The sequence below is a fragment of the Amycolatopsis sp. 3B14 genome (assembly GCF_050958625.1).
Taxonomy (GTDB): domain Bacteria; phylum Actinomycetota; class Actinomycetes; order Mycobacteriales; family Pseudonocardiaceae; genus Amycolatopsis_E; species Amycolatopsis_E thermoflava.
In genome coordinates this window covers 32,479-56,333 of the sequence record NZ_JBHZEN010000040.1, presented here as the reverse complement: position 1 = coordinate 56,333, position 23,855 = coordinate 32,479, and the positions used below count along the sequence as shown (strand labels likewise).

Annotated in this window: 19 protein-coding genes; 13 read left to right on the top strand and 6 right to left on the bottom strand. The window is 72.3% G+C overall.

What is annotated here, in order from left to right:
• The first annotated feature begins 38 nt into the window (after positions 1 to 38).
• Both ACCP09_RS22450 and ACCP09_RS22445 read left to right on the top strand, forming a co-directional pair.
• Positions 39 to 602, top strand: coding sequence for a winged helix-turn-helix domain-containing protein (locus ACCP09_RS22450; protein ID WP_027928963.1), 564 nt, complete (start codon positions 39 to 41; stop codon positions 600 to 602).
• Positions 589 to 1,476 (top strand): SRPBCC family protein, encoded by an 888-nt coding sequence (locus ACCP09_RS22445; protein WP_027928964.1) that lies wholly within the window; start codon positions 589 to 591, stop codon positions 1,474 to 1,476. Before ACCP09_RS22450 ends, ACCP09_RS22445 begins: the two co-directional genes overlap by 14 nt.
• A gap of 50 nt (positions 1,477 to 1,526) precedes the next feature.
• Here ACCP09_RS22445 and ACCP09_RS22440 read toward each other — a convergent pair whose 3' ends face one another.
• Both ACCP09_RS22440 and ACCP09_RS22435 read right to left on the bottom strand, forming a co-directional pair.
• The gene (locus ACCP09_RS22440; protein WP_433749793.1) at positions 1,527 to 2,909 is read right to left on the bottom strand and encodes an MFS transporter; all 1,383 of its coding nucleotides are present in this window, start codon (positions 2,907 to 2,909) and stop codon (positions 1,527 to 1,529) included.
• Between the two features lie 98 nt (positions 2,910 to 3,007).
• Positions 3,008 to 3,919, bottom strand: coding sequence for a dihydrodipicolinate synthase family protein (locus tag ACCP09_RS22435; RefSeq protein ID WP_433749789.1), 912 nt, complete (start codon positions 3,917 to 3,919; stop codon positions 3,008 to 3,010).
• Positions 3,920 to 4,047: 128 nt separating this feature from the next.
• On the opposite strand from ACCP09_RS22435, the gene ACCP09_RS22430 reads away from it, so the two are divergent.
• A complete protein-coding gene (locus ACCP09_RS22430) occupies positions 4,048 to 5,028 on the top strand; it encodes a LacI family DNA-binding transcriptional regulator (RefSeq protein WP_433749786.1) in 981 nt (326 codons plus the stop codon).
• Positions 5,029 to 5,270: 242 nt separating this feature from the next.
• Here ACCP09_RS22430 and ACCP09_RS22425 read toward each other — a convergent pair whose 3' ends face one another.
• Both ACCP09_RS22425 and ACCP09_RS22420 read right to left on the bottom strand, forming a co-directional pair.
• Positions 5,271 to 5,822 (bottom strand): QsdR family transcriptional regulator, encoded by a 552-nt coding sequence (locus ACCP09_RS22425; protein WP_148085746.1) that lies wholly within the window; start codon positions 5,820 to 5,822, stop codon positions 5,271 to 5,273.
• A gap of 8 nt (positions 5,823 to 5,830) precedes the next feature.
• Positions 5,831 to 6,853, bottom strand: a complete 1,023-nt coding sequence (locus ACCP09_RS22420; RefSeq protein WP_433749782.1) for a lipase family alpha/beta hydrolase — start codon at positions 6,851 to 6,853, stop codon at positions 5,831 to 5,833.
• Between the two features lie 203 nt (positions 6,854 to 7,056).
• On the opposite strand from ACCP09_RS22420, the gene ACCP09_RS22415 reads away from it, so the two are divergent.
• Together ACCP09_RS22415 and ACCP09_RS22410 are read left to right on the top strand one after the other, a co-directional pair.
• The gene (locus tag ACCP09_RS22415) at positions 7,057 to 7,998 is read left to right on the top strand and encodes an acyl-ACP desaturase (RefSeq protein WP_027928970.1); all 942 of its coding nucleotides are present in this window, start codon (positions 7,057 to 7,059) and stop codon (positions 7,996 to 7,998) included.
• Between the two features lie 160 nt (positions 7,999 to 8,158).
• Complete coding sequence (locus ACCP09_RS22410) at positions 8,159 to 9,016, top strand: helix-turn-helix domain-containing protein (RefSeq protein WP_433749976.1); 858 nt, start codon at positions 8,159 to 8,161, stop codon at positions 9,014 to 9,016.
• Between the two features lie 225 nt (positions 9,017 to 9,241).
• On the opposite strand, the gene ilvD is transcribed toward ACCP09_RS22410, so the two are convergent.
• Positions 9,242 to 11,077: a dihydroxy-acid dehydratase gene (gene ilvD, locus ACCP09_RS22405; protein WP_433749778.1), complete on the bottom strand. Its 1,836-nt coding sequence runs from the start codon at positions 11,075 to 11,077 to the stop codon at positions 9,242 to 9,244.
• An 82-nt stretch (positions 11,078 to 11,159) separates the two neighbouring features.
• Between ilvD and ACCP09_RS22400 the strand changes: the two genes are divergently transcribed.
• Entirely contained in the window at positions 11,160 to 11,975 is an 816-nt protein-coding gene (locus ACCP09_RS22400; RefSeq protein WP_433749973.1) for a helix-turn-helix transcriptional regulator, read from the top strand.
• A gap of 20 nt (positions 11,976 to 11,995) precedes the next feature.
• Here ACCP09_RS22400 and ACCP09_RS22395 read toward each other — a convergent pair whose 3' ends face one another.
• Entirely contained in the window at positions 11,996 to 12,772 is a 777-nt protein-coding gene (locus ACCP09_RS22395; RefSeq protein WP_027928974.1) for an SDR family oxidoreductase, read from the bottom strand.
• A 244-nt stretch (positions 12,773 to 13,016) separates the two neighbouring features.
• Here ACCP09_RS22395 and ACCP09_RS22390 point away from each other — a divergent pair, with 244 nt between their 5' ends.
• The 7 genes from ACCP09_RS22390 (at position 13,017) to ACCP09_RS22360 (ending at position 23,849) form a co-directional block, all read left to right on the top strand.
• Positions 13,017 to 13,850 carry an SDR family oxidoreductase gene (locus ACCP09_RS22390; protein WP_433749773.1) on the top strand — a complete coding sequence of 278 codons (834 nt, stop codon included), beginning with the start codon at positions 13,017 to 13,019 and terminating at the stop codon, positions 13,848 to 13,850.
• A gap of 101 nt (positions 13,851 to 13,951) precedes the next feature.
• Positions 13,952 to 15,319, top strand: a complete 1,368-nt coding sequence (locus ACCP09_RS22385; RefSeq protein ID WP_433749770.1) for a serine hydrolase domain-containing protein — start codon at positions 13,952 to 13,954, stop codon at positions 15,317 to 15,319.
• 13 nt (positions 15,320 to 15,332) lie between these two features.
• Positions 15,333 to 16,892, top strand: coding sequence for an ABC transporter substrate-binding protein (locus ACCP09_RS22380; protein WP_433749767.1), 1,560 nt, complete (start codon positions 15,333 to 15,335; stop codon positions 16,890 to 16,892).
• 10 nt (positions 16,893 to 16,902) lie between these two features.
• Positions 16,903 to 17,883: an ABC transporter permease gene (locus ACCP09_RS22375; RefSeq protein ID WP_433749764.1), complete on the top strand. Its 981-nt coding sequence runs from the start codon at positions 16,903 to 16,905 to the stop codon at positions 17,881 to 17,883.
• Between the two features lie 4 nt (positions 17,884 to 17,887).
• On the top strand, positions 17,888 to 19,756 hold the full coding sequence (locus ACCP09_RS22370) for a dipeptide/oligopeptide/nickel ABC transporter permease/ATP-binding protein (protein WP_433749761.1): 1,869 nt from the start codon (positions 17,888 to 17,890) through the stop codon (positions 19,754 to 19,756).
• The gene (locus ACCP09_RS22365; RefSeq protein WP_433749758.1) at positions 19,753 to 20,550 is read left to right on the top strand and encodes an ABC transporter ATP-binding protein; all 798 of its coding nucleotides are present in this window, start codon (positions 19,753 to 19,755) and stop codon (positions 20,548 to 20,550) included. The genes ACCP09_RS22370 and ACCP09_RS22365 overlap by 4 nt, the downstream gene beginning before the upstream one ends.
• Positions 20,547 to 23,849 carry a serine hydrolase gene (locus ACCP09_RS22360; protein ID WP_433749755.1) on the top strand — a complete coding sequence of 1,101 codons (3,303 nt, stop codon included), beginning with the start codon at positions 20,547 to 20,549 and terminating at the stop codon, positions 23,847 to 23,849. Before ACCP09_RS22365 ends, ACCP09_RS22360 begins: the two co-directional genes overlap by 4 nt.
• The last annotated feature ends 6 nt before the right edge of the window (positions 23,850 to 23,855 follow it).

The window sequence follows — 23,855 nt, the reverse complement described above, 5'->3', positions numbered from 1 at the left end:
TGACAAAAACTTCTTTTACATAAAGACTCATTTTTGTCATGAGAGATGTCGTTTACCTCGATCAGATCGAGCAGGCTGAGGCCCTGCTCAAGCCGCAGCGCATCGAAGTGCTGCGGCGACTCGCCGAGCCCCGGTCGTGCACCGAGGTGGCCCTCGAGCTCGACCAGACCCCGCAGCGGGTCTACTACCACGTCAAGCGCCTGCTGGACGCCGGCCTCGCGCGTCAGGTGGCCCAGCGCCGGGTCCGCGGGATCCACGAGGGGATCTACCAGGCGGCAGGCCGGTCCTACTGGCTGTCCCCGGCCCTGGTGGGCCGCATCGGGCTGCGGCAGACCCGCGACCGGCTCAGCCTGGGTTACCTGGTCGACCTGATGGAGGACGTGCAGGCGGACATCGCCGCGCTCGACCTCACCCGCCCGGACCTGCCGTCGATCGGCGTGTCCGGCGACATCCGGGTGCGCCCGGAGCAACGCAAGGCGTTCCTCGACGAGCTGCAGCAGACACTGCAGGACCTGTTCACCCGCTACGGCGGGGCCGAAGGCGACGCGTTCCGCCTGGCCGTCGCCTGCTACCCGAGAGGAGAACCCGATGACCGAACCTGACCTGCTCCTGACCGCGATCGTGCCGACCCCGCCGAAGGAGACCTACCAGGCGCTGACCGATCCGGCCGCGCTGCGTGTCTGGCTCGCCGAGCACGCCGAGGTCGACCTGCCCGGCAGATACGAGTTCTGGGGCCGCTACACGCCAGACGGCGCCGAACCGCACCAGCGCGTGCTGCACGTGGACGAGCGCACCATCCGGTTCGCCTGGACCGTGGACGGGGTGGCGGCCACCGTCCAGTTCGAGCTGGCCGAGGACGAGGACGGCACCTTGGTCACGCTCACCCACAGCGACCTGCCCAGCTTCGAGGAGGTGATCGCGGACCAGGCCGGCGCCCGCGGCGCGCTCCAGACGTTCTGGTCCCTCGCGATCGCCAACCTCGCCGACTACCTGGCCGGCCGCGAGCTGACCCCGATGGTCGACTTCACCTCCAGCGACCTGCGCGCGTCGGTCGTCATCGACGCGGCCCCGGACGAGGTGTTCGACTCGATGATCCAGCCGGAGGTGTTCCGCAAATGGTTCGGCGCCAACGTGGACATCGAACCCCGGCTGGGCGGCCGCTTCGCGATGGGCGGGTTCGACCTGGACCCCGGCGGAGCCAAGTTCGTCGAGTTCGAACCCGGCCGCAAGGCAGCCCTGCTCTTCGCCGACGGCGAGACCACCAGCTGGGAGCTGGACGGCTCCGGCGGCAAGACCCGGCTCACGATGATGCACAGCGGCTTCGACCCGGACAACCCGCCCTACCCCGGCTGGGCAGGCTGGCTCGGCGGCATCGCCGGGCTCCGGCGCTACCACGAACTCCCGGGCCGGCACTCGATCTGGCGCCGGGTCGAGATCGCCGGTGTCCCCGAGGGCATGCTGACGGTCGACCAGTGAGACGTGTGCCCCGGAACCCGTTCCGGGGCACACTCACGCCGTCGGCTGTCTCAAGGGGACAGTTCCTCGAGCACCTGGCCTTTGGTTTCCACGGCGTGCCGGATGGTGACCACGCCGCCGATCAGGGCGACCACGGCGAAGGCGGCGAAGACGTAGCGGATGCCCAGGCCGGCGACGACGAAGCCGACGAGCAGCGGGCCGGCGGAGGACGCGGCGCGCAGCCACGCGCTGCCGAACCCGGTGCCCACGGCGCGCAAGCGGGTGGGGTAGAGCTCGGCGGAGTAGAGGTACAGGGAAAAGGCGATGGTCTGCAGGATCGCGTAGGCGATCGGGGCGAGGATCACCACCTGAGTGGCGGTCGTGGCGCCGAGGGCCGTGAGCACCACCAGTGGCACGGTGGCGGCCAGGAAGGCGATGGCGTACCAGCGTTTGCGGCCGACCTTGTCGATGTAGAGCGCGCAGAGCACGGAGGCGACGACACCGACGGCGGAGGTGATCCAGCCGTAGAGCAGGCTGGTCTGCAGGGGCAGGTCGAACACCTGCCGGTAGAGCGTGGGCAGCCAGGTGACCAAACCGTTGTTGATGACGTAGACCGTGATCCACAGCGCCCACAGCATCAGGGTCCGCTTGAGGTAGATGCCGCGGAACAGGTCGCGCCACCCCGCGCCGGTCGCGGCTGCGGTGACCGGGCGGGCGACGGGCTCGGGCAGCGGTTTGCCTTCCTTGACGGCCTCCCGTTCGAGCATGGTGACGACCTTGTCGGCGCGGTCGAACTTGCCCTTGGCGGCGAGCCAGCGCGGGGATTCGGGCATGAGCACCCGCAGCGGGATCATCAGCACGGCCGGGACGAGCCCGACGACGAACAGGGCGCGCCAGCCGAACTCGGGCACCAGGAAGTAGCCGGCGAGCCCGGCGAAGAGCAGGCCGACCGGGAAGATGACCTCGTAGAGCAGGAAGAACCGGCCGCGTTTGCGGGCGCCGACGAACTCGTTGATGTAGGCGCTGGCCACCGGCACCTCGCCACCGGTGCCGATGCCCTGCAGGAAGCGGAACACCAGCATCGAGGCGCCGCTCCAGGCGAACAGGCACGCGATGTCCATCGACACGAACAGCACGATGGTGATGAGCAGGGTGCGCAGGCGGCCGATGCGTTCGGCGAGCCAGCCGAACAGGATCGCGCCGGCGAACTGGCCGACGTAACCCGCGGAGAGGATCAGGCCCACCCACGCGGGGGTGAGGTGCCATTCGGTGACCAGCTTGGGCATCGCGAAGGCGATGACCAGCACGGTGTAGGCGTCGAAGAAGGTGGCGGTGCCGATGATGACGCGGATCATCAGGAGCCGGCGGGTGACCGGGAGCCGCTCGAGCCGCGCCACCAGCGCGGCGTTGGCCTTGGCGGCCGCGCCGGCGCTGCCGGCAGCGAAAGTCGTCATGGGTTTCGTTTCCTCGCCCTCCGCCGCGGTGCGGAGTCGTGGGGACAACATTGTCGCCGGTCCCGGCGGCCGGGCCGCCGCCGGGACGCGAGTGGAGCTCAGACGAGTTCGGCGCTCTTGAGCGCCTGCACGATCTCCTCTTCGGCCTCGGGGGAGAGGTCGATCAGCGGGGAGCGGACGCCGGCGTGCTCGAGGATGCCGCGCGCTTTGAGGCCGAGCTTGAGGGCGACGGTGCCTTCCATGTGCGAGCCGCGGTGGTAGACGGCCTTGGTGACCGGCAGCAGGCGGTCGTGCACGGCCCGGGCGGCGGGGTAGTCGCGGGCCTTGCCTGCGGCGATGAGCTCCAGCAGGGGCTCCGGCGCGAGCCCGCCGTAGCCGACGAGCAGGCCGTCGACATCGAACATGGTGTGCAGCAGGTACTCGTCGTGGCAGGACAGGATCTGCAGGTCCGGGTGCTCGCGGCGGAGCACCGGGATCTCGGTGTCCCAGCGGCGCATGTTGCGCACGCCGTTCTTGGTGGCGAACACGCCGTCCTGCGCGGCGATCTCGAGCTGGGTGTCCAGGTCGTAGGTGGCCTTCGTGTTGTCCGGGTACTGGAACAGGATGCAGGGCAGCCCGGACTCCTCGTAGATCGCCCGGTAGCGGTCCTGCGGCGCGCCTGCCTGGTAGCCGAAGCGCAGCCAGCCGTGTGAGGGGTAGATCAGCCCGGCCTTGGCGCCGGCGGCGACGGCCCGCTTGGCCTCGGCGACCGCGACCGCGGTGCCCTCGCCGGTGATGCCGGCGATGACCGGGATGTCCACGGCTTCGACCAGGTTGGCGATGGTGGCGACCTGCTCCTCCTGGGTGAGGAAGGTGCCCTCGCCCGCGTGGCCGAGGATCACCAGGCTCTGCACGCCGTCGTGCCCGGCCAGCCAGGTGCCGAGCTTCGCCATCGCGGCGTGGTCCACCTCGCCGTCCGGCGTGAACGGGGTGACCGGCGCCGGGTTGAGGCCGCGGAGGTCCAGTGTCATCTCGAAGTTCTCCTTCTCGTCGGCGAGTTTGGGAACGGTTGCGGGAACGTTCCCATAGAATGCGCCACGTGCCTCCCGCCGTCAACAGCGAGTCCGGAAAGTCCTCGCCGACCAGTAGCCTGACCCCCGTGGTGACCATCCTCGACGTTGCCCGGGCCGCCGGGGTCAGCAAGTCCACCGTGTCCCGTGTCCTGGACGAGCGGCTGCCGCACTCCACCAGTCCCACCGCCGAACGGGTGCGGCGGGTCGCGGCCGAGCTCGGCTACGTGCGCGACCCACTGGCCTCGGGGCTGCGCCGGTCGGGCACCAACACGGTGGGCGTGATCGTGCCCCGGCTCACCGACACCGTGATGGCGATGCTCTACGAGGAGATCGCCGCCGCCGCGGGGAGCCGGGGGATGTTCGCCATCGTCGCCACCACCGAGGACAAGCCCGACACCGAACGGCTCGCGGTGCAGACCCTGGTGCGCCGTCGCGTCGACGGGCTGATCCTCACCACGGCACGGCTGGGCACGCCCACCGCGCGGGACGTGCCACACGCGCTGGCCCTGCGCACCGACGGCATCGGCCCGGCCGCCGTCGGCGACGACCGCCTCGGGGCGCACCTGGCCGTCCGGCACCTGCTCGACCTCGGCCACCGGCGCATCGGCCTCGTCGGCGGCCCCGGTTACGCCTCCAGCGCCCGGGAACGGCTCGCGGGCTACCGCGAAGCCCTCGACCAGGCCGGGATCGGCTTCGACGACCGGCTGGTCGCCGGGGACGCGTTTTCCATCGAATCCGGGGAGATCGCCGGGCGCGACCTGCTGGACCGGGCCGACCGGCCCACCGCGATCTTCGCCGTCAACGACAACACCGCCATCGGCGTGATGGCCGCCGCCCACGCGCTCGGGCTGCGCGTGCCCGAGGACCTGTCGATCGTGGGCTACAACGACATCCCCATCGTCAGCCGCCTGCCCGTGCCGCTGACCACCGTGCGCGTCCCGTTCGGACAGATCGCGGCCGGCGCGCTGGAACTGCTGACCGAAGCCTCCCGCGGCGAGCAGCCCCGCACGCTCGTCGCCACACCCACCCTCATCCCACGGCGCTCCACCGGACCCGCGCACACGTGACGGCGTCGCTGCCGGAGCAGTGACCAAACGCGACGGTGGGCGTTCCTGGCGCAGGGACCCCTGCCGACGAGGTTCAGGCGTGCGGCTCACCATCGCGCCCGGCCAGGTGGGGCAGTCGCGGATCACGGCTTTCAGCGTGTGCAGCTCCCACACTGCGCCGACCGTCCCGTGTTCGGCGCGGCCGCGGATCCGCGGCAGCCGCCGCTGTTGCGAGCAGGCGGCCGACGCGTGTGGACTACAAGCTAGCGGAGCAGGTAGTGCAGTGCCCGTTCAGCGCGGTCCGGGTCCGGGGGCTCGCCAGTGATGGCGTCGGTGTAGACGAACGATTCGCCGACGCGGACACACAGGTAAGCCAGGTCGTGCAGGTCGATGCCCGTCACGGACAGGGCGCCTGCCTCGCGCTCCTTGTTCAGCAGCGTCTCGACCAGTGCGACGAGCCGGGGCTGGAACGTGTGCCCGCCGCGGGTGAGGACGCGTAGCGCCGTCTCGGTTTCGGTGGTGAGGAAGTGCCGCATGCCGGCATGCGCGAGCGTTTGCCGGACGAACGCCGACATGGTGTTCGCGATGCGCGTGCCCCCGGTCCCCTCCGCCGAGGCGTACGCGCCGAGCATCGTCCGTTCGCCGAGCCGCCACACCACCTCGGCGAGGATCGCGTCCCGGTCGCCCAGCCAACGGTAGACGGTCACCCGGTTGACGCCGAGCGCCTTGGCGAGGTCGTTGACCTCCACCCGCTGCCGCGCGTTGAACGTCCGCACTGCCAGGTGCAGGGCGCTCTCGCGATCGGGTCGGCCCACCGGTGCCGTCACGGGCAGCGGGCGGTGACGTAGCAGGCGAGCGCGGGTTCGGACGGCACCCGGTGCGCTGCGACGGTCAGTTGCGCCGTGACCTGCGCGGTCAGCGTCGCGAAGGTGAGCGGGCCGGTCACCGGGTGCGCTCCGGGCATCAGCAGGCGGCCGCAGACCGACCGCTCGATCCGGACGGGGTCCGCCGGGCCCGGATGGGTCAGCGCGTCGATCGCCAGCGCGGACGTGACGGGGTCCAGGGTGCCGATGAGCAGGTGCTCGGGGACGGCCAGCGGGCAGACCTCCTGTACGGCGACGTTGGTGATGTTCCCGCCGCCCCCGTGCAGGGAGGAGGTGCCGTGGTCGTCCAGGTTGGGTTGCACGAACTCGTCCGTGCGCGAATAGATCTCGGTGTAGCTGATGCCGGGGAAGGTCTCCTGGCCGGAGTTGAGCGCCTTCACGAACTCCGAGTTCGCTCGCTGCTGCCACAGCGCCGGAGCGCAGTCGGGGACGCACAACGCGGGGACGACCACCGAACCGTGGTTGGTGCCCGCCATCCCGATCACGTCGTCGACCATGTGCCGCGTGTCGGGCCAGAACCGCAGCGACCAGCGCATGATCATCCCACCCTGGCTGTGTCCCATCACGGCAATGGGGCGCCCGGCGAGCTTGTACATCTCCCGGATGGCGTAGGTGACGTACTGGGCCCGAACCTGCAGGTCGCCCATGTTGTAGCGATCCACCGGCGAATCCGACGTGCAGTACGGGATACCAAGCTGCCGGAACAGCCGCTCGTAGGTGAAGCCGAAGTTCTGTTCGCTGTCGACGGTCGTGGCAGGCGTGAGCAGGACCGGTTCGCGCGTGGCGTTGCGGACGTCGGCGGTGCAGTTGAGGCTGTCCGCCAGGTGGGGCGCGGTCAACGCCGGTCCTGGCCGGTCCACCGGCGCGTAGGTATCGGCCCCGGCAACACCACTCCAGCCGGTGACGGCGAGCAGGGTCGCGGCGGCGACGGCGAGCAGGCGGTGCCGAATCGGGCTGCGCATGGGAAATCCTTCCGGCCGGTGCCGCCTCGTCGCGACGCCGGATGCAACTAAAACACGAAACGTTGCATCCAGCAAGACGACGGGATCGGCGCCGGGGGAGGGGCACCGGGAACCCATCGGGGTGCTCGCGCGTTGACAGTACCTACGGGACCGTAGGTTACGGATTCGTAGGTTCCTGCCCCTGGCTCCCGAAGGACGTGCGCATGACGCTTTCCGACACCACCCGCCTGATGTACGACCTCGAGGGGACGGTCGAAGAGAACCTCAACCGCCACCTCGCCGCGGCCCAGGACTGGATGCCGCACGAGTTCGTGCCCTGGAGCGAGGGCCGGAACTTCGCGGATCTGGGTGGCGAGGCATGGGATCCCGAGCAGTCGCGCGTCTCGCCGGTGGCGCGGACGGCCCTGGAGGTCAACCTGCTGACCGAGGACAACCTGCCCAGCTACCACCGGGAAATCGAGCGCGCGTTCGGCCGGGACGGGGCGTGGGGGACCTGGGTGCACCGCTGGACCGCGGAGGAGGGCAGGCACGGCATCTGCATCCGCGACTACCTGCTGGTGACCCGCGCCGTCGACCCGGTGGAGCTGGAGCGGATGCGCATGGAAACCATGCAGGCCGGCTACGACAGCGGGGACAAGCCGCTGCTGCGGGTGTGCGCTTACGTGTCGTTCCAGGAACTCGCGACGCGGCTCTCGCACCGCAACACCGGCCGCTACACCCAGGACCCGCTGGCGGAGAAACTGCTGGCCAGGGTCTCCACGGACGAGAACCTGCACATGGTGTTCTACCGCAACCTGGTGAAGGCGGCCCTGGAGATCACGCCGGACGCGATGATGCGCGCCATCACCGACGAGGTGCTCGACTTCGCGATGCCGGGCGCGGTGATCCCGAGCTTCGCACGCAAGGCCGCGCTGATCGCCAAAGCGGGGATCTACGACCTGCGCATCCACCACGACGACGTCGTGATGCCGCTACTGCGGTACTGGAAGGTCTTCGAGCTGGAAGGCCTGGGTCAGGTCGGCGAGACCGCCCGCGACGAGCTCGCCGCATTCCTCAAGGGACTCGACGCGCAGGCGTCCCGCTTCGAGGACCGCCGCGCAGCCGCCCTCGCCCGCGACGCCGCACGCGAGCGCCCGCTCGCCTGACTCCCAGCTCGACGTCCGCCGCCGGGGATCGGCCGTGACCGCGAAGTCCGGCACCTTGTGGATTGGGGGTGCGCCCAACCGCGGTGACAGGGGACAAGATGGGCCACCTTCACCGCTCGCCGGGCGGGCAGCACCGGGCAGAATCGCGGGCATGAGCGGCATGAAGAGCAGCGAGCTGGCGGAGTTCCTGCGGACCTGCCGGTCCCGGGTCAGCCCCGAGGAGCTGGGTCTGGACGGCTCGGCCCGGCGGCGGGTGCCCGGGTTGCGGCGTGAGGAGCTGGCGCAGCTGGCCGGGGTGAGCGTGGACTACTACACGCGCCTGGAGCAGGGCCGCAGCCGCAGCGCTTCGGCCGAGGTGCTGGACGCTCTGGCGGCCGCGCTGCGGCTGAACGACGCCGAGCGCCAGCACCTGATGGACCTGGGCCGCCCGGAGCCCGCGGTGCGCAAGCGGCGCGCCCGGCCGCAGCGGGTGGACCCGGCCACGCTGCGGCTGGTGGAGATGCTGGACGAGGTGCACTCGCCGGCGTTCGTGCTCGGGCGGCGGCTTGACGTGCTGGCCCACAACCGGCTCGCGGGGCTCCTGATCACCGAGTTCCGGGCGCTGCCCGCGGCCGACCGCAACCAGGCGCGGTTCGTGTTCTTTGACCCGCACGCCCGCGAGCTGTACCAGGACTGGGAGGCCGTCGCCGCCGACACGGTCGCCATGCTGCGCCTGGACGCCGGCCGCTACCCGGACGACCCCCAGCTGTCGGCGTTGATCGGTGAGCTGTCCATCCACTCCGAACACTTCCGGAAGTGGTGGTCCGACCACAAGGTGCACCGGCGCACCACCGGCTCCAAGGGCTACCACCACCCGCTCGTCGGCGACCTGACCGTGCAGTACCAGGCGCTCCACCCCGCGGGCGACCCGGACCAGATCCTGTTCGTCTACACCACCGAACCCGGCTCCGCGTCGGAAACCTCGATGCGCCTGCTGGCCAACTGGCACACCAGCGAGCGTGAGCTGCCGGTGCGCTGACCCCCGTTTCCGTTGGGTGGCCCGGTTTTTCCCCCGATGAACCGGGCTGGGCAACAGCCCCTGCGGCGCCCCGGATCTTGCTTGGCTGGGGACATGAACCGCGACACCATTGTCCTCACCGGCGCCACCAGCGGCATCGGCCGGGCCACCGCCCACCTCTCCGCCTGCTGGAGGCCAAGCGGCACGCGCTGGCCGGCCTCGTCGCGGCGGGCTCACCCCCTGAGCTCACAGAGTGTCCGGCACCTCGCGCACCGCGCCCTTGTCCGCTGACAGGGCCATCGCGGCGTAGGCGCGTAGCGCTGTGGACACCGTGCGCTTCCGGTTCCGCGGCCGGAACGTCGCGCGGGCCCGGCGTTCGGCGAGCACCTCCTCAGGCACGTCCAGATGCAACGTCCGGTTGGGGATGTCGATGACGATCCGGTCGCCGTCCTCGACCAGGGCGATCGTGCCGCCCGCGGCGGCCTCCGGCGAGACGTGCCCGATCGACAGGCCCGAGGTGCCGCCCGAGAACCGGCCGTCCGTGACCATCGCGCAGTCCTTGCCGAGGCCGCGCCCCTTCAGGTACGCCGTCGGGTACAGCATCTCCTGCATCCCGGGGCCGCCACGCGGGCCCTCGTACCGCACCACCACGACGTCGCCGGCCTGCACGCGCCCGGCCAGGATCGCCTCGGCGGCCTCCTCCTGCGACTCGGTCACCACGGCCCGCCCGGCGAAGGTCAGGATCGCGGAGTCCACGCCCGCCGTCTTGACCACGCAGCCGTCCTCGGCCAGGTTCCCGCGCAGCACCGCCAGCCCGCCGTCCGCCGAATAGGCGTGGGCGACGTCGCGGATGCAGCCGCCCGCGGCGTCCAGATCCAGGTCGTGCCAGCGTTCCGACTGCGAGAACGCCTCGGCCGAGCGACGGCAGCCCGGCGCGGCGTGGAACAGCTCCACCGCCTCCGGGGAGGGCGAGCCGCCACGGACGTCCCAGGTCTTGAGCCACTCGGCGAGCGAGCCGGCGTGCACGCTGCGCACGTCCTCGTGCAGGTGCCCGGCGCGGTGCAGCTCGCCGAGGATCGCCGGGATACCGCCTGCCCGGTGCACGTCCTCCATCAGGTAGCTGCCGTTGGGCGCCACCTTGCACAGGCAGGGCACCTCCCGGGACCGGCGCTCGATGTCGTGCAGCGTGTAGTCCAGCCCGGCCTCGTGCGCGGCGGCCAGCAGGTGCAGGACGGTGTTGGTCGATCCGCCCATCGCCAGGTCCAGCGCCATCGCGTTGTCGAAGGCCGCGTGCGAGGCGATCGCCCGCGGCAGCACGCCTTCGTCGCCGGAGTCGTAGTAGCGGTGCGCCAACTCCACCACCGTGCGCCCGGCCTGCTCGTAGAGGGCGCGGCGCGCGGTGTGCGTCGCAAGCACCGAGCCGTTGCCCGGCAAGGCCAGCCCCAGAGCCTCGGTGAGGCAGTTCATCGAGTTCGCGGTGAACATCCCCGAGCAGGAACCGCAGGTGGGGCACGCGGCCTCTTCGATGCGGGCGATGTCGGCGTCCGACACCGAGTCGGCGACCGCGTCGGACATCGCGGAGACCAGGTGCAGGCGCGTGCGCACCGTGCCGTCGACGAGCACCGCCGTGCCGCCCTCCATCGGGCCGCCGGAGACGAACACCGTCGGGATGTTCAGGCGCAGCGCGGCCATCAGCATGCCGGGGGTGATCTTGTCGCAGTTGGAGATGCACACCAGCGCGTCGGCGCGGTGGGCCTGCACCATGTACTCGACCGAGTCGGCGATCAGGTCGCGCGACGGCAGCGAGTACAGCATCCCCTCGTGGCCCATGGCGATGCCGTCGTCGACGGCGATCGTGTTGAACTCGCGCGGGATGCCGCCGGCCTCGCGGATCGCCTCGGACACGATCCGGCCGACCGGCTGGAGGTGGACGTGGCCGGGCACGAACTCGGTGAAGCTGTTGGCGACGGCCACGATCGGCTTGCCGAAGTCCTCCCGGGCCACCCCGGCGGCGCGCAGCAGCGCGCGGGCGCCGGCCATGTTGCGTCCGTGTGTGACAGTGCGTGATCGCAGTTCGGGCATGCGCTCACGATGCCCGCGCCACGCGGCGAAGCGAAGACGGTGCGAACACTAGTAGTGGCACCACTAGTGTTGCGGGGTGACCATGCGTGCGCTCGGGGAGTTCCTGCGGGACCGGCGGACCCGGCTCGTGCGGGCCGACCTCGACCTGCCCCCGGTCGGCCGCAACCGGACCACCGGGCTGCGCCGCGAGGAGGTCGCCTACCTCTCCGGGGTCAGCGTCACCTGGTACACCTGGCTCGAACAGGGCCGCGACATCAACCCCTCGCGCGAGGTCCTCGACGCCATCGCCCGCACGCTGCGGCTGACCGGCGCCGAGCACGCCTACGTGCTCTCGCTGGCCGGCTACTCGCCGCCCCCGCCGCTCGTCGCGCCGGAGCCCGAGGCCGTGCCGGAACACGTGCAGCGCCTGCTCGACGCGCTCGCGCAGTCGCCCGCCTACGCGGTGGCCCCGGACTGGCAGATCACCGGCTGGAACGCCGCCTACGCGGCGCTCTACCCGAACGTCGCGACCGTGCCGGCGCCGGACCGCAACCTGTTGTGGCTGGTGTTCACCGACCCGTACGTGCGGCAGCTGCTGCCGGACTGGGAGGTCACCAGCCGCCGGTTCCTCGCCGAGTTCCGGGCCGAAGCCGGGCCCCGGCTGGGGGAGTTCGGTTACCTGATCGACCGGCTGCGGGCGGCCAGCGACCACTTCCGGGCGGGCTGGGAGAGCCTGGGCGTCGAGCGGTTCGCCTCCCGCGAGCGCCTGTTCCGGCACCCGGTGGCCGGTGAGCTGCTGCTGGAACACCACCAGCTCACGCCCCAGGACCACCCCGGCCTGCACCTGGTGGTCTACACGCCGGTGCGGGAGGCCGACGCCGCGGCGTTGCGGCGGCTGCTCGGCGCGCCGTCCGAATAGGACGGCGCGCCGGGAGCCGCTCAGATCGCCTGCGCGGTCGGCAGGATGGTGATCTCGCTGAGGTTGACGTGGCGGGGAACCGCGGCGATGAACGCGATGGTCTCGGCCACGTCCGCCGGGCTCAGGCACTCGATGTCGCGCAGCAGGTCGGCCATCAGCTTGCTGGCGTCCGGGTCGGTCACGTGGTCGGGCAGCTCGGTGTCCACCATGCCCGGCTCGATCGCCGACACCCGCACCATCTTGCGGCCCAGCTCGACGCGCGCCAGGCGGCTGAAGTGGCTGAGGTAGGCCTTCGTGCCGGAGTAGACGGAGAACTTCTCCAGGATCCTGGTCGCGGCGATCGACGAGGTGGTGATCAGGTCCGCGGGCCCGCCCGCAGCCGCCGCGGCGACCAGCTGCGGCACGAACGCGGCGAGGACGTTCATGACCCCGGTGACGTTCAGGTCGATCTGGCGCTGCCAGTCGTCGACCTTCAGGTCCTCGATCGGCGAGATCAGCTGCACCCCGGCGTTGTTGACGACCAGGTCGGCCCGGCCCAGCTGATCGGCCACCTGCCCGGCCGCCGCGGCGACGGCGTCCCGGTCGGTGACGTCCAGCGGGAGGGCGAGCGCGGTGCCGCCCGCGGCGGTGATCCGGGCGACCAGGCCGTCGAGGTTGTCCTTGCGGCGCGCGGCGACCGCGACCTTCGCCCCCAGCGCGGCGAGCCGTTCCGCGGTGGCGGCCCCGATCCCGCTGCTGGCGCCGGTGACGACAGCGACGCGGCCGGTGAGCGGGGTTCCGGCGATGACCTGCGACATGACGGTTTTTCCTTTCCGGTTGCGGGTTTTCGTCCCGATGTCTTCACACAACCAGTCCGGAAGCCGGAAAAGGGGCCGCACCAACGCCCAGGTGATCGGGGGACAGGATGTCCCCCTCAGCGCGGTTGGGTGGCCCACTCCGTCCCAGGACGAGCGAGGCCCTTTTCGGCGCCCTTTTCGCTGCTCGGCGCTGGTTGAGTGCGGGGCACAGGCACAACGCCGAAAGCGAAGGAGAAACGAGGAAATGGCTACTTGGCTGATCACCGGCGCGTCCCGCGGCCTCGGTGCCGAGATCGCCCGCGCGGCACTGGCCGGCGGGGACACGGTGGCGGTCGCGGTCCGCAACCCGGACCGGCTCCCGGACGACCTCAAGACCGCCGACCGCGTGTTCCCGGTCGCGCTGGACGTCACCGACACCGCCGCGATCGCCCCCGCGGTGGAGTCCGTGGTGGACCGGTTCGGCGGGATCGACGTGCTGGTCAACAACGCCGGCCGCGGTCTGCTCGGCGCGCTGGAGGAGATCAGCGACGCCGAGGCGCGCTCGCTGTTCGACCTCAACGTGTTCGGGCTGATCAACGTCACCCGCGCGGTGCTGCCCTACATGCGCGAAGCGGGCGGCGGCAAGCTGGTCCACATCGGATCCCGCTCCGGTTTCGAGGGCGAGCCCGGGGTGAGCATGTACAGCGCGTCGAAGTTCGCCGTGGCCGGCATCAGCGAGGCCCTGTCGGTCGAACTCGCGCCGTTCGGGATCCAGAGCATGGTCGTCGAGCCGGGCGTGTTCCGCACCGACTTCCTCGACGCCAGCTCGCTGTCCCTGCCGGGGAACCGGATCGCGGCCTATGACGGCACCCCGGCGCACACGACGCTGGACTGGGTCGGCGAGGCCAACCACACGCAGCTGGGCGACCCGGTCCAGGGCGCGGCGCTGATCTACGAGGTCACCGGCCAGGAGAAGCTGCCCACCCACCTGCTGCTCGGCCGCGACGCGATCGACCGCTGGCAGGTCAAGGTCGACCGCATCGCCGACGACACCGAGCCCTGGCGCGCGAAGTCCATCGCGACCGCCCACCAGGACTGAGGCGGACCGCCCCGTGGATTCGTCCGGCACGACCAATCCACGGGGCCGCGTTCGTGCTCGCGAACGAACTTTTCCGCCACCGGCGCCGCTACCTTGGCCCGATGGCGAACCTGGACGAGATCACCGGCTGGCTCGGACACGACTTCCCCGGCCTGGTCGAGACGCGTGAGGTGCCCGGCGCGGCCATCGCGGTCGCCGTGGGCGGCGAGGTCGCCGACACGGCCGCCGGGGTGCTGAACCGGGCGACCGGGGTCGAGGCCACCCCGGACTCGGTGTTCCAGATCGGGTCCATCACCAAGGTCTGGACCATCACGCTCGCGATGCAACTGGCCGACGAGGGCGCGCTCGACCTGGACGCGCCGGTGCGCCGGTACCTGCCGGAGTTCCGGCTGGCGGACGACAGCGCCGCCGCCACGATCACCGTCCGCCAGCTGATGTGCCACACGGCCGGCTTCGAGGGCGACCTGTTCACCGACACCGGCCGCGGCGACGACTGCGTCGAGAAGTACGTCGCGACGCTGAGCGGCACCGACCAGCTGTTCCCGCCGGGGGAGATGTTCTCCTACAACAACGCGGCCTTTGTCGTGCTCGGCCGGATCGTCGAAGTGCTGCGCGGCAAGCCCTACGACCAGTGCCTGCACGACCACCTCGCCACCCCGCTGGGCCTGACGCACTTCGCGACGAACGCCGAGGAGGCGATCCTGCACCGCGCCGCGCTCGGCCACCTGCCGGGCGGGCAGCCGGCCCCGGTGTGGTCGCTGGTCCGCTCCAACGCGCCTGCCGGGTCGGCGCTGGCGATGCGGCCACGGGACCTGCTGGCCTTCGCCCGCCTGCACCTGTCCGGCGGCGCCGCCCCGGACGGCACGGCCCTGCTCAGCCCCGGCAGCGTGAAGGCCATGCAGGAGCGGCAGGTCGTCCTGCCGCCGCTCGGCCTGATGGGCACCGGGTGGGGGCTCGGCTGGGAGCTGTACGAGTGGCCCGGCGGCACGGTCCTCGGGCACGACGGCGGGACGATCGGGCAGTCGGCGTTCCTGCGCGTGGTGCCCGGCCGGGACGTCGCGATCGCGCTGCTCACCAACGGCGGGGACGCGATCGGCCTCTACACCGACGTCTTCGGCCACCTGATGCCCGAGCTGGCCGGGATGACCTTGCCGCCGCTGCCGGTGCCGCCCGCGGACCCGCAGCCGGTCGACGCCCGCCGCTACCTCGGCACCTACTCCAGCGAGGTCGCCGACCTGACCGTGACCCAGGACGACGACGGCCGCCTCTGGCTCGACCAGCGGCCCAAGGGCCTGCTCGCCGAGCTGGGCGAGGCCGAGCGGACCGAGCTGGTCCGGCTGGACGACGACGTCCTCGTCCCGCGCACCCCCACCCACGGTGTCCACCTGCCGCACGTGTTCGTCGGTGACGACGGCACCGGCCGGGCGGCCTACGTCCACTCGGGGCGGGCGACCCGCCGCTCCGCCTGACCCAGGAGACACGATGAAGACCGCTTCGATCACGGCCGCGGCCGCCGTACTGGCGCTGGCTCTGACCGCCTGCGGCGGCGGCGCCGGGTCGACCACTGTGGACGGTGGCACGTTCACGCTGGTCTCGGCAGGCGACCCCGGCAGCCTCGACCCGCACTTCACCGCGCTGTCGGTGACCATCCAGGCCGACCGGTTCCTCTACGACACGCTCGTGAACATCGATTCGGGCGGCAACCTGGTCGCCGGGCTCGCGGAGAAGTGGGAAGGCGACACCACCACCGCGAAGTACACGCTGCGCAAGGGCATCACCTGCTCGGACGGGACGCCGCTGACCGCGTCGCAGGTCGCCGACAACATCAACTTCGTCAGCGACCCGGCCAACGGCTCCGCCTCGCTGGGCCTCTACGTGATGCCCGGGGCGACGGCCAGCGGTGACGACGCGGCGGGCACCGTCACGGTCACCAGCCCGACCCCGGACTCGTTCCTCGTCCGTGACATCGGCGGGCTGTTCATCGTCTGCGGCAAGGGGATGGCCGACCGCGGACTGCTCAAGCAGGGCGCCGACGGCACCGGGATGTTCACCCTGACCGAGGCCGTCGCAGGCGACCACTACACGCTCACGCGGCGCAAGGACTACGCCTGGGGGCCCGGCGACTGGAAGACCGACACGCGCGGACTGCCCGACACCGTCGTGATCCGGGTCGTCGGCAACGAGATCACCGCCGCGAACCTGCTGGCGTCCAGGCAGGTCAACGCGGCCACCGTGCTCGGCCCCGACCAGCAGCGGCTGCGCGGCATGGGCCTGACCGCACACGACATCGAATCCCCGTTCGGCGAGCTGTGGTTCAACCAGCGCGCCGGGATGCCCGGCGCGGACGTCGCGGTGCGGCGAGCCCTGACCCAGGCGCTCGACCTCGGCCAGCTCGGCCAGGTCCTCACCAGCGGGACCGGCCGCGCGCCGAAGAGCCTCCTCGCGCCCGGGCTCGGCCCGTGCGGCGGCGACACCATCAGCGGGCTGCTGCCCGCTTCCGACCCAGCCGCCGCGAAGTCCGCTTTGGACTCCGCGGGCTGGGTCGCGGGCCCGGACGGCGTGCGCGCCAAGGAGGGCAAGCCGCTGGCGCTCACCTTCTACTACCCGTCGACGCTCGGCTCGACCATGCAGGCGGCCGCCGAACTCGTCCAGCAGCGCTGGTCCGCGGTCGGCGCGCAGGTCACCGTCAAGGGCATGACCGACACCGAGACCATGCAGGTCCTCACGCAGGGCGGCTGGGACGCGGCGTTCGTGCCGCTCGGGGTGTTCCTGCCCTCCCAGCTCGTCCCGTTCTTCTCCGGCAGCGGCGGCAACAACTTCGCCGCGGTGCAGAACCCCGCCTACGACGCGGCGGTCCAGCAGGCCGCGGCGCTCGCCGGCGCCGACGGCTGCGGCAAGTGGGGCGAAGCCGAGCAGGCGCTGGTGCGGGAGCTCAACGTGGTGCCGTTCGTCAACTCGGTGCGGCCCACGTTCGTGCAGGGCGCCACGCTCGAGACGAGTCAGGGCAGCATCACCCCGAGCTCGATCCGGATGCTCGGCTGAGGCGCGCGTGGTGACCACCGCGATCCGCCCGGCCGGACTGGGTGACAACGTCTGGTCCCGGTTCGCCGTGCGGCGGCTGGCCAGGGTGCTGGTGTCGGTCTGGGTCCTGCTCACCGCCGCGTTCGGGATGATCCACCTCATCCCGGGCGACCCGGTGCGGGCCGCGCTCGGGCCGACCGCCGCGCCGGAACTCGTCGCGGCCCGCCGGGCCGCGCTCGGCTTGGACGACCCGTTGTGGCAGCAGTACCTGCACTACCTCGGGAACCTGTTCACCGGCGATCTCGGCACCTCGCTCGGCTCCGGCCTGCCGGTCGCGCAGGTGATCGGCGACCGGCTGCCCGCCACCCTGGAGATCGCGGGGTACGCGTTCCTCCTCGCCGTCGTCGTGGCGATCCCGGCAGGCACGGTGATGGCGGTGCTCACCCGCGGCGGGAAGCGGCGGACGACCGAGCTCGCGTTCACCTCCGCCACCGCCGTCCTGGCCGCGATCCCGGAGTTCCTCATCGCGGTGGGCCTGGTGTTCGTGTTCGGGGTCAGCCTCGGGTGGCTGCCGGTGGCCGGGCGGTCCGGACCGGAGTCCTACCTGCTGCCGGTGCTGGCGCTGGCCGCCGGACCGGCCGCGGTGCTGGCCCGGATCACCCGGGTGGAGATGCTCGCCGAGCTGCGCGCCGACCACATCCGCACCGCCCGGTCCAAGCGGCTGCCGGCCAGCTGGATCTACCTGCGGCACGCCCTGCCGAACGCGCTGACGGCGACGCTGACGCTGGGCGGGCTGCTGCTCAGCGCGATGGTCGCGGGGACGGTGCTGGTGGAGAACGTGTTCGCCTGGCCCGGCCTGGGCAGCACCATCGTGCAGTCCATCCTCGCCAAGGACTACCCGCTGGTGCAGGGCGTGGTGCTCGTCTACGGCCTCGGGGTGCTGCTGGTGAACCTCCTCGTCGACGTGGCGCTCGCGCTGCTCGACCCGCGGTCGGCGATCAGGGAGAGCTGAGATCGTGCCGAAGTCGAACTGGAGCGCGGCACTGCGCCGCCCGCTGGGCGCGAGCGCCGCCGTGGTCGTGGTCGCCGTGCTCGCGCTGGCGGTGTTCGCGCCGCTGCTGTGGTCGGACCGGGCCGCGGCGCTGGACACGAACCAGATCCTGCGCGGCCCCTCCGCCGAGCACTGGATGGGCACCGACGGGCTCGGCCGCGACATCTTCTTCCGCGTGCTGGTCGCCACCCGGCTGTCGGTGGAGCTGGCGCTCGCCGCCACCGCGATCGGCGTGTCCACCGGCCTGCTGCTGGGCACCGCCGCCGTGCTGCTCGGCAGGCGCGCGGGACGGCTGGTGTCCGCGGCGGTCGACATCGCGGTCGCCTTCCCCGGGCTGCTGCTGGCGCTGTTCTTCGCGGTCATCTTCGGCGTCGGCGCGCGCGGCAGCGTGCTCGCGATCGGGCTGGCCATCGCGCCGGCGTTCGCCCGGCTCACCCGGACGATGGTGGCCCGCGTCGCCGCCCTCGACTACGTCGCCGCGGCGCGGATCGCCGGCGTCGGCCGGTTCCGCCTGCTGGGGCGGCACATCCTGCCCAACGTCGCCGAAGCCCTGGTCGTCAACGCGACCATCACGACCGGCAGCACGATGCTGGCCTTCGCCGGGCTGTCGTTCCTGGGCCTGGGCGTGCAGTCGCCGGACTACGACTGGGGCCGCCTGCTCCGCGACGGTCTCGACGTGCTCTACCTCCACCCGGCCGCCGCGCTCGCGCCCACCGTGGCGGTGGTGGTCGCCGGGCTCGCGTTCAGCCTCTTCGGCGAGGCGGTGGCCACCGCGATCGGCGCCGACACCACCCGGCACCGGCGACGGAAGGCGCCGGCACCGCGCCCCACGGACGCCCCCGCGCCCCAGCCGGCGGAACCCGTGCTGTCGGTGGAGAACCTGCACGTCACCTTCCCCGGGCCGGTGACCCCGGTGCGCGGCGTGAGCTTCGCCCTCGCGCGCGGGGAATCCGTTGGTGTGGTGGGGGAGTCGGGGTCGGGCAAGAGCCTCACCGCGCTCGCGGTCGCGCAACTGATCGAGGAACCGGGCCAGGTGCACGCCGACCGGCTGGAGTTCCTCGGCCAGTCGCTGCCCGGCGCGGACAGCCGCGCGCGGCGGCAGTTGCTGGGAACCGCCTTCGCGATGGTCTTCCAGGACCCGATGACGTCGTTCAACCCCACCCAGCGGGTCGGCAACCAGCTCGCCGAGGTGGCCCGGTACCACCAGGGGATGACCCGGCGGGCGGCGTTCGCGCGGGCTGTCGACCGGCTGCGCGCCGTGCGCCTGCCCGGCGCCGAGCGGCGGGCCCGGCAGTACCCGCACGAGTTCTCCGGCGGCATGCGGCAGCGCGCGATGATCGGCATGGGACTGATGTGCTCGCCCGCGCTGATCGTCGCCGACGAGCCCACCACAGCGCTCGACGTCACCGTGCAGCGCCGCGTGCTGCGGCTGCTCGCCGACGTGCGCGCCGCCGACGACGTCGCGATCCTGCTGATCAGCCACGACATCGGGGTGGTCCGCCGGATGTGCGACCGGGTGCTGGTGATGTACGCGGGCCGGATCGTGGAGGACCTGCCCGCCGCGGAGCTGGACTCGGCGGCGCACCCGTACACGCGGGCCCTGCTCGCCGCCGTGCCGGACATGACGACGGACCGCGACCAGCCGATGGCCGTCATCCCCGGCCGTCCCGCCGACCCCGCGGACCTGCCGCCGGGCTGCGCGTTCGCGCCGCGCTGCCCGCTGGCGAGCGAACGGTGCACGACCGAGGAGCCGCCACTGGTGCACGGAGTCGCGTGCTGGCACCCCGTGGTGGACGTGCCGCGCGAGCAGATCCGGGTGGGGGAGGCGCGATGAGCGAACTGCGTTTCGAGGGCGTCTCCGTCCGCTACGGCTCGCGGCGCCGCGGCACGACCGCCGTGGACGGGGTGGACCTCACCGTGCCGGACGGCGCGATCGTGGGACTGGTCGGCGAGTCCGGCTCCGGCAAGTCGACCCTCGCCCGCGCCGCGGTCGGCCTGGCGCCGGTCGCCGCCGGGCGGATCCTGGTCGGCGGACGTCCGGTCCGGCGGCCCGGCCCGGTGCAGATGGTGTTCCAGGACCCGTATTCCGCGCTGGACCCCCGGATGACGATCGGTGCCTCGATCGCCGAGGCCATCCCGCGCGGCCGGACCGACCGGCGCGCCGAGGTCGCCCGCCTGCTCGCACAGGTCGGCCTCGCCGCCGACCGCGCCGGGATGCGGCCTGCCCAGCTGTCGGGCGGGCAGCGCCAGCGCGTGGCACTGGCGCGGGCGCTCGCCGCGCGCCCGGAGGTGATCATCGCCGACGAGATCACCTCCGCGCTCGACGTCTCGGTGCAGGGCACCGTGCTCAACCTCGTGCGCGACCTGCGGCAGCGGACCGGGTTGTCGATGCTGTTCATCTCCCACGACCTGGCGGTGGTGCGCTACGTCAGCGACTTCATCGCCGTGATGTACCGGGGCCGGATCGTCGAACACGGTCCCGCCGACCGGGTCCTCAGCGAACCGGAGGACCCCTACACCCGCGAGCTGCTCGCGGCCGCTTCCGGTGGGGAGGTGTCCGATCCGGACACCGGCTCCGGCGAGGAGCCCCTGCCCGTCCCCCTTCGCGCACAGAGGAGAACCCAGTGACCCGACGCCAGCGCATCACGGACCTGACCGACCTGACCGTGCCCGAGCAGCCCGCGCTGTCCCCTTCGGGCGACGCGGTCGTCTACGTCCTGCGCAGCAGCGACCTCGCGGCCGACGAGAACGTGCACAGCCTGTGGCGCGCCGACGTCCCCGCCGGGCAGGCGCGGCGGTTGACGCACGGACGCGCCGACACCGCACCCGCGTGGTCGCCCGACGGCAGCCGCATCGCGTTCCTGCGCGCGGTGGACGGGCCGCCGCAGGTCTGGCTGCTACCCGCCGGCGGCGGCGAGGCCGAGCGCCTCACCTCGTTGCCGCTGGGCGCGGGACGGCCGGTGTGGAGCCCGGACGGCACGAAGATCGCGTTCACCGCGGCCGTCGACCTCACCCCGGACGAGGCCGACCACGCGCCCATCGTGGCCGACCGGCTCGACTACCACGCCGACGGCGCCGGAGTGCTGCGCGGCAAGCGCGCGCACCTGCACGTCGTCGACGTCGCCACCGGCGACTGCCGCCAGGTCACCCGCGGCGACTGGCACGCCGGAGACCCGGCGTGGTCGCCCGACGGCGGCAAGCTGGCCTTCGCCGCCGCCACCGGCACCGACCGCGACCTCGCCATCCGGGTCCCGGTGCACGTCCTCGACGTGACCGATCCCGTCGCCGCCCCGCGCGCGGTGGGTCTCGCCGACGGGCTCGCCGCGGCGCTGACGTGGACGGCGGACGGCGACGCGCTGCTCGTCGTCGGCAACCAGCGCGGGCCCGAAGGCCACGCCGGGCTCATCCGCATCCCGCTCGACGGGGGCGATCCGGTGAACCTCGCCGCCGCACTGGACCGCAACGTGATGCCCGGCGGCCCGGCCTACCCCGGAGCCTGGCCGCAGCTTGCCGACGAGGGCCGCAGCGTCCTGTTCTGCGTCCGCGACCGCGGCTGCACCCACCTGTACTCGGTGCCCGTCGACGGCGGCACGCCGCGCCCGGTGCTCACCGGCGCCGGACGGACCGTGGCCGGGCTCAGCGTCGCGGGCGCCGCCGCGGCCGTCGTGCTCACCACGCCCGGTTCCTACGGCGAAATCGTCAGCCTGGACCTGTCCACCGGCGCCGAGACCGTCCTCACCGGACACACACCGGAGGGCATCGAGCTGTTCACTCCGCGGGAGCGGGAGTTCCGCATCTCCGACGGCACCGTCGTACACGGCTGGCTGCTGCGCGACCCGGCCACGACCGGCCCCGCGCCCCTGCTGCTCGACATCCACGGCGGACCGCACAACGCGTGGCAGGGCGGCGCCGACGAAATCCACTTCTACCACCAGGAACTCGTCGCCCGCGGCTGGACCGTGCTGCTGCTCAACCCGCGCGGCAGCGACGGCTACGGCGAGGAGTTCTTCACCGGCGTCCGCGGCGGCTGGGGCGCCGCCGACGCCAAGGACTTCCTGGAGCCGCTGGACGACCTCGTCGCCGAAGGCGTCGCCGACCCGGACCGGCTCGCCGTCACCGGGTACAGCTACGGCGGCTTCATGACCTGCTACCTCACCAGCCGCGACGACCGGTTCGCCGCGGCCGTCGCCGGGGGTGTGGTCACCGACCTCACCAGCATGGCGGGCACCTCGGACGAGGGCCACCTGCTGGCGGCGCACGAACTCGGCGCGCTGCCGTGGGACGCCCCCGAGGCCTACGCCGCGATGTCGCCGCTGGCGAAGGTCGACCAGGTCCGCACGCCGACGCTCGTGCTGCACGGCGGCGCCGACCTGCTCTGCCCGGTGGGCCAAGCGCAGCAGTGGCACACCGCCCTGCGTGAGCGCGGCGTGCCCACCCGGCTGGTGCTGTACCCGGGTGGCGCGCACGCGTTCATCCTCAATGGACGGCCCTCGCACCGCCTCGACTACAACCGCCGCGTCGTGGACTGGGTCGAGCGGCACACGCCCGGCCGCCGCCCGCCGCTGGACGCCGCGCACTGGCAGCGGCGCCTGACCGAACTCGCCGAACGTCACCACGTGCCCGGCGCGGCGCTCGGCATCTTGCGCCTGGGCGGCGAAGACGAAGTGGTCGAGGCGGCCCACGGGGTGCTCAACGTGAACACCGGTGTCGCCGCCACGACGGACTCGGTGTTCCAGATCGGCTCGATCTCCAAGGTGTGGACGGCGACCGTCGCCATGCAGCTCGCCGACGAGGGGCTGCTCGACCTCGACGCGCCCGTGGCGGACGTGCTGCCGGAGCTGCGGCTGGCGGACCCGGACACCACGAAGGGGGTGACGATGCGCCACCTGCTGACCCACACCAGCGGCATCGACGGCGACGTGTTCACCGACACCGGCCGCGGCGACGACTGCCTGGAGAAGTACGTGGCGCGGCTGGACGAGGTCGCGCAGAACCACCCGCTCGGCGCGACCTGGTCCTACTGCAACTCCGGGTTCTCGCTGGCCGGCCGGGTCATCGAGAAGCTCACCGGCGGCACGTGGGACGCCGCGCTGCGGGAGCGCCTGTTCACCCCGCTCGGCCTGACGCGCACGGTGACGCTGCCCGAGGAGGCGCTGATGTTCCGCGCCGCGGTGGGGCACGTCGGCTCGCCGGAACCGGTGACGGCGCCGGTGTGGACGCTGCCGCGGTCCGCGGGTCCGGCCGGCCTCATCGACTCCACCGCGGCGGACGTGCTGGCGTTCGCGCGGATGCACCTGACCGGCGGCCTGGCCGCCGACGGCACGCGCGTGCTCAGCGCGGAGGCGGCCGCGGCGATGGCGGACAAGCAGGTCGACCTGCCGGACAAGCACTCGCTCGCCGACTCGTGGGGCATCGGCTGGTTCCGGTTGCACTGGGACGGGCAGCTGGTGCTCGGGCACGACGGCAACACCATCGGGCAGGCCGCGTTCCTGCGCCTGCTGCCCGCGGCGGGACTCGCGGTCACCCTCCTCACCAACGGCGGCAACACCCGCGGCCTGTACGAGGACCTGTACCGGGAGATCTTCGCCGAACTGGCCGGCGTCGCCGTGCCGCACCCGCTGGCGCCGCCGGACGAGCCGGTGGCGGTGGACATCGCCCCGCACCTGGGCACCTACGAGCGCGCGAGCACCCGGATCGAGGTGTTCCGCGACGGGGACACGCCGAAGCTGCGCACCACCGTGACCGGCGAGCTGGCCGAGCTCGTGCCCGACCCGGTCGAGGAGTACGAGCTGGTCGCGGTCGACGACGACCTGTTCGTGGTGTGGATCCCGCAGATGGAGTCCTGGATGCCGGTCACGTTCTACTCGCTGCCCACCGGTGAGCGGTACGTGCACCACGGCGTGCGGGCCACACCGAAGGTGGTGTGAGCATGC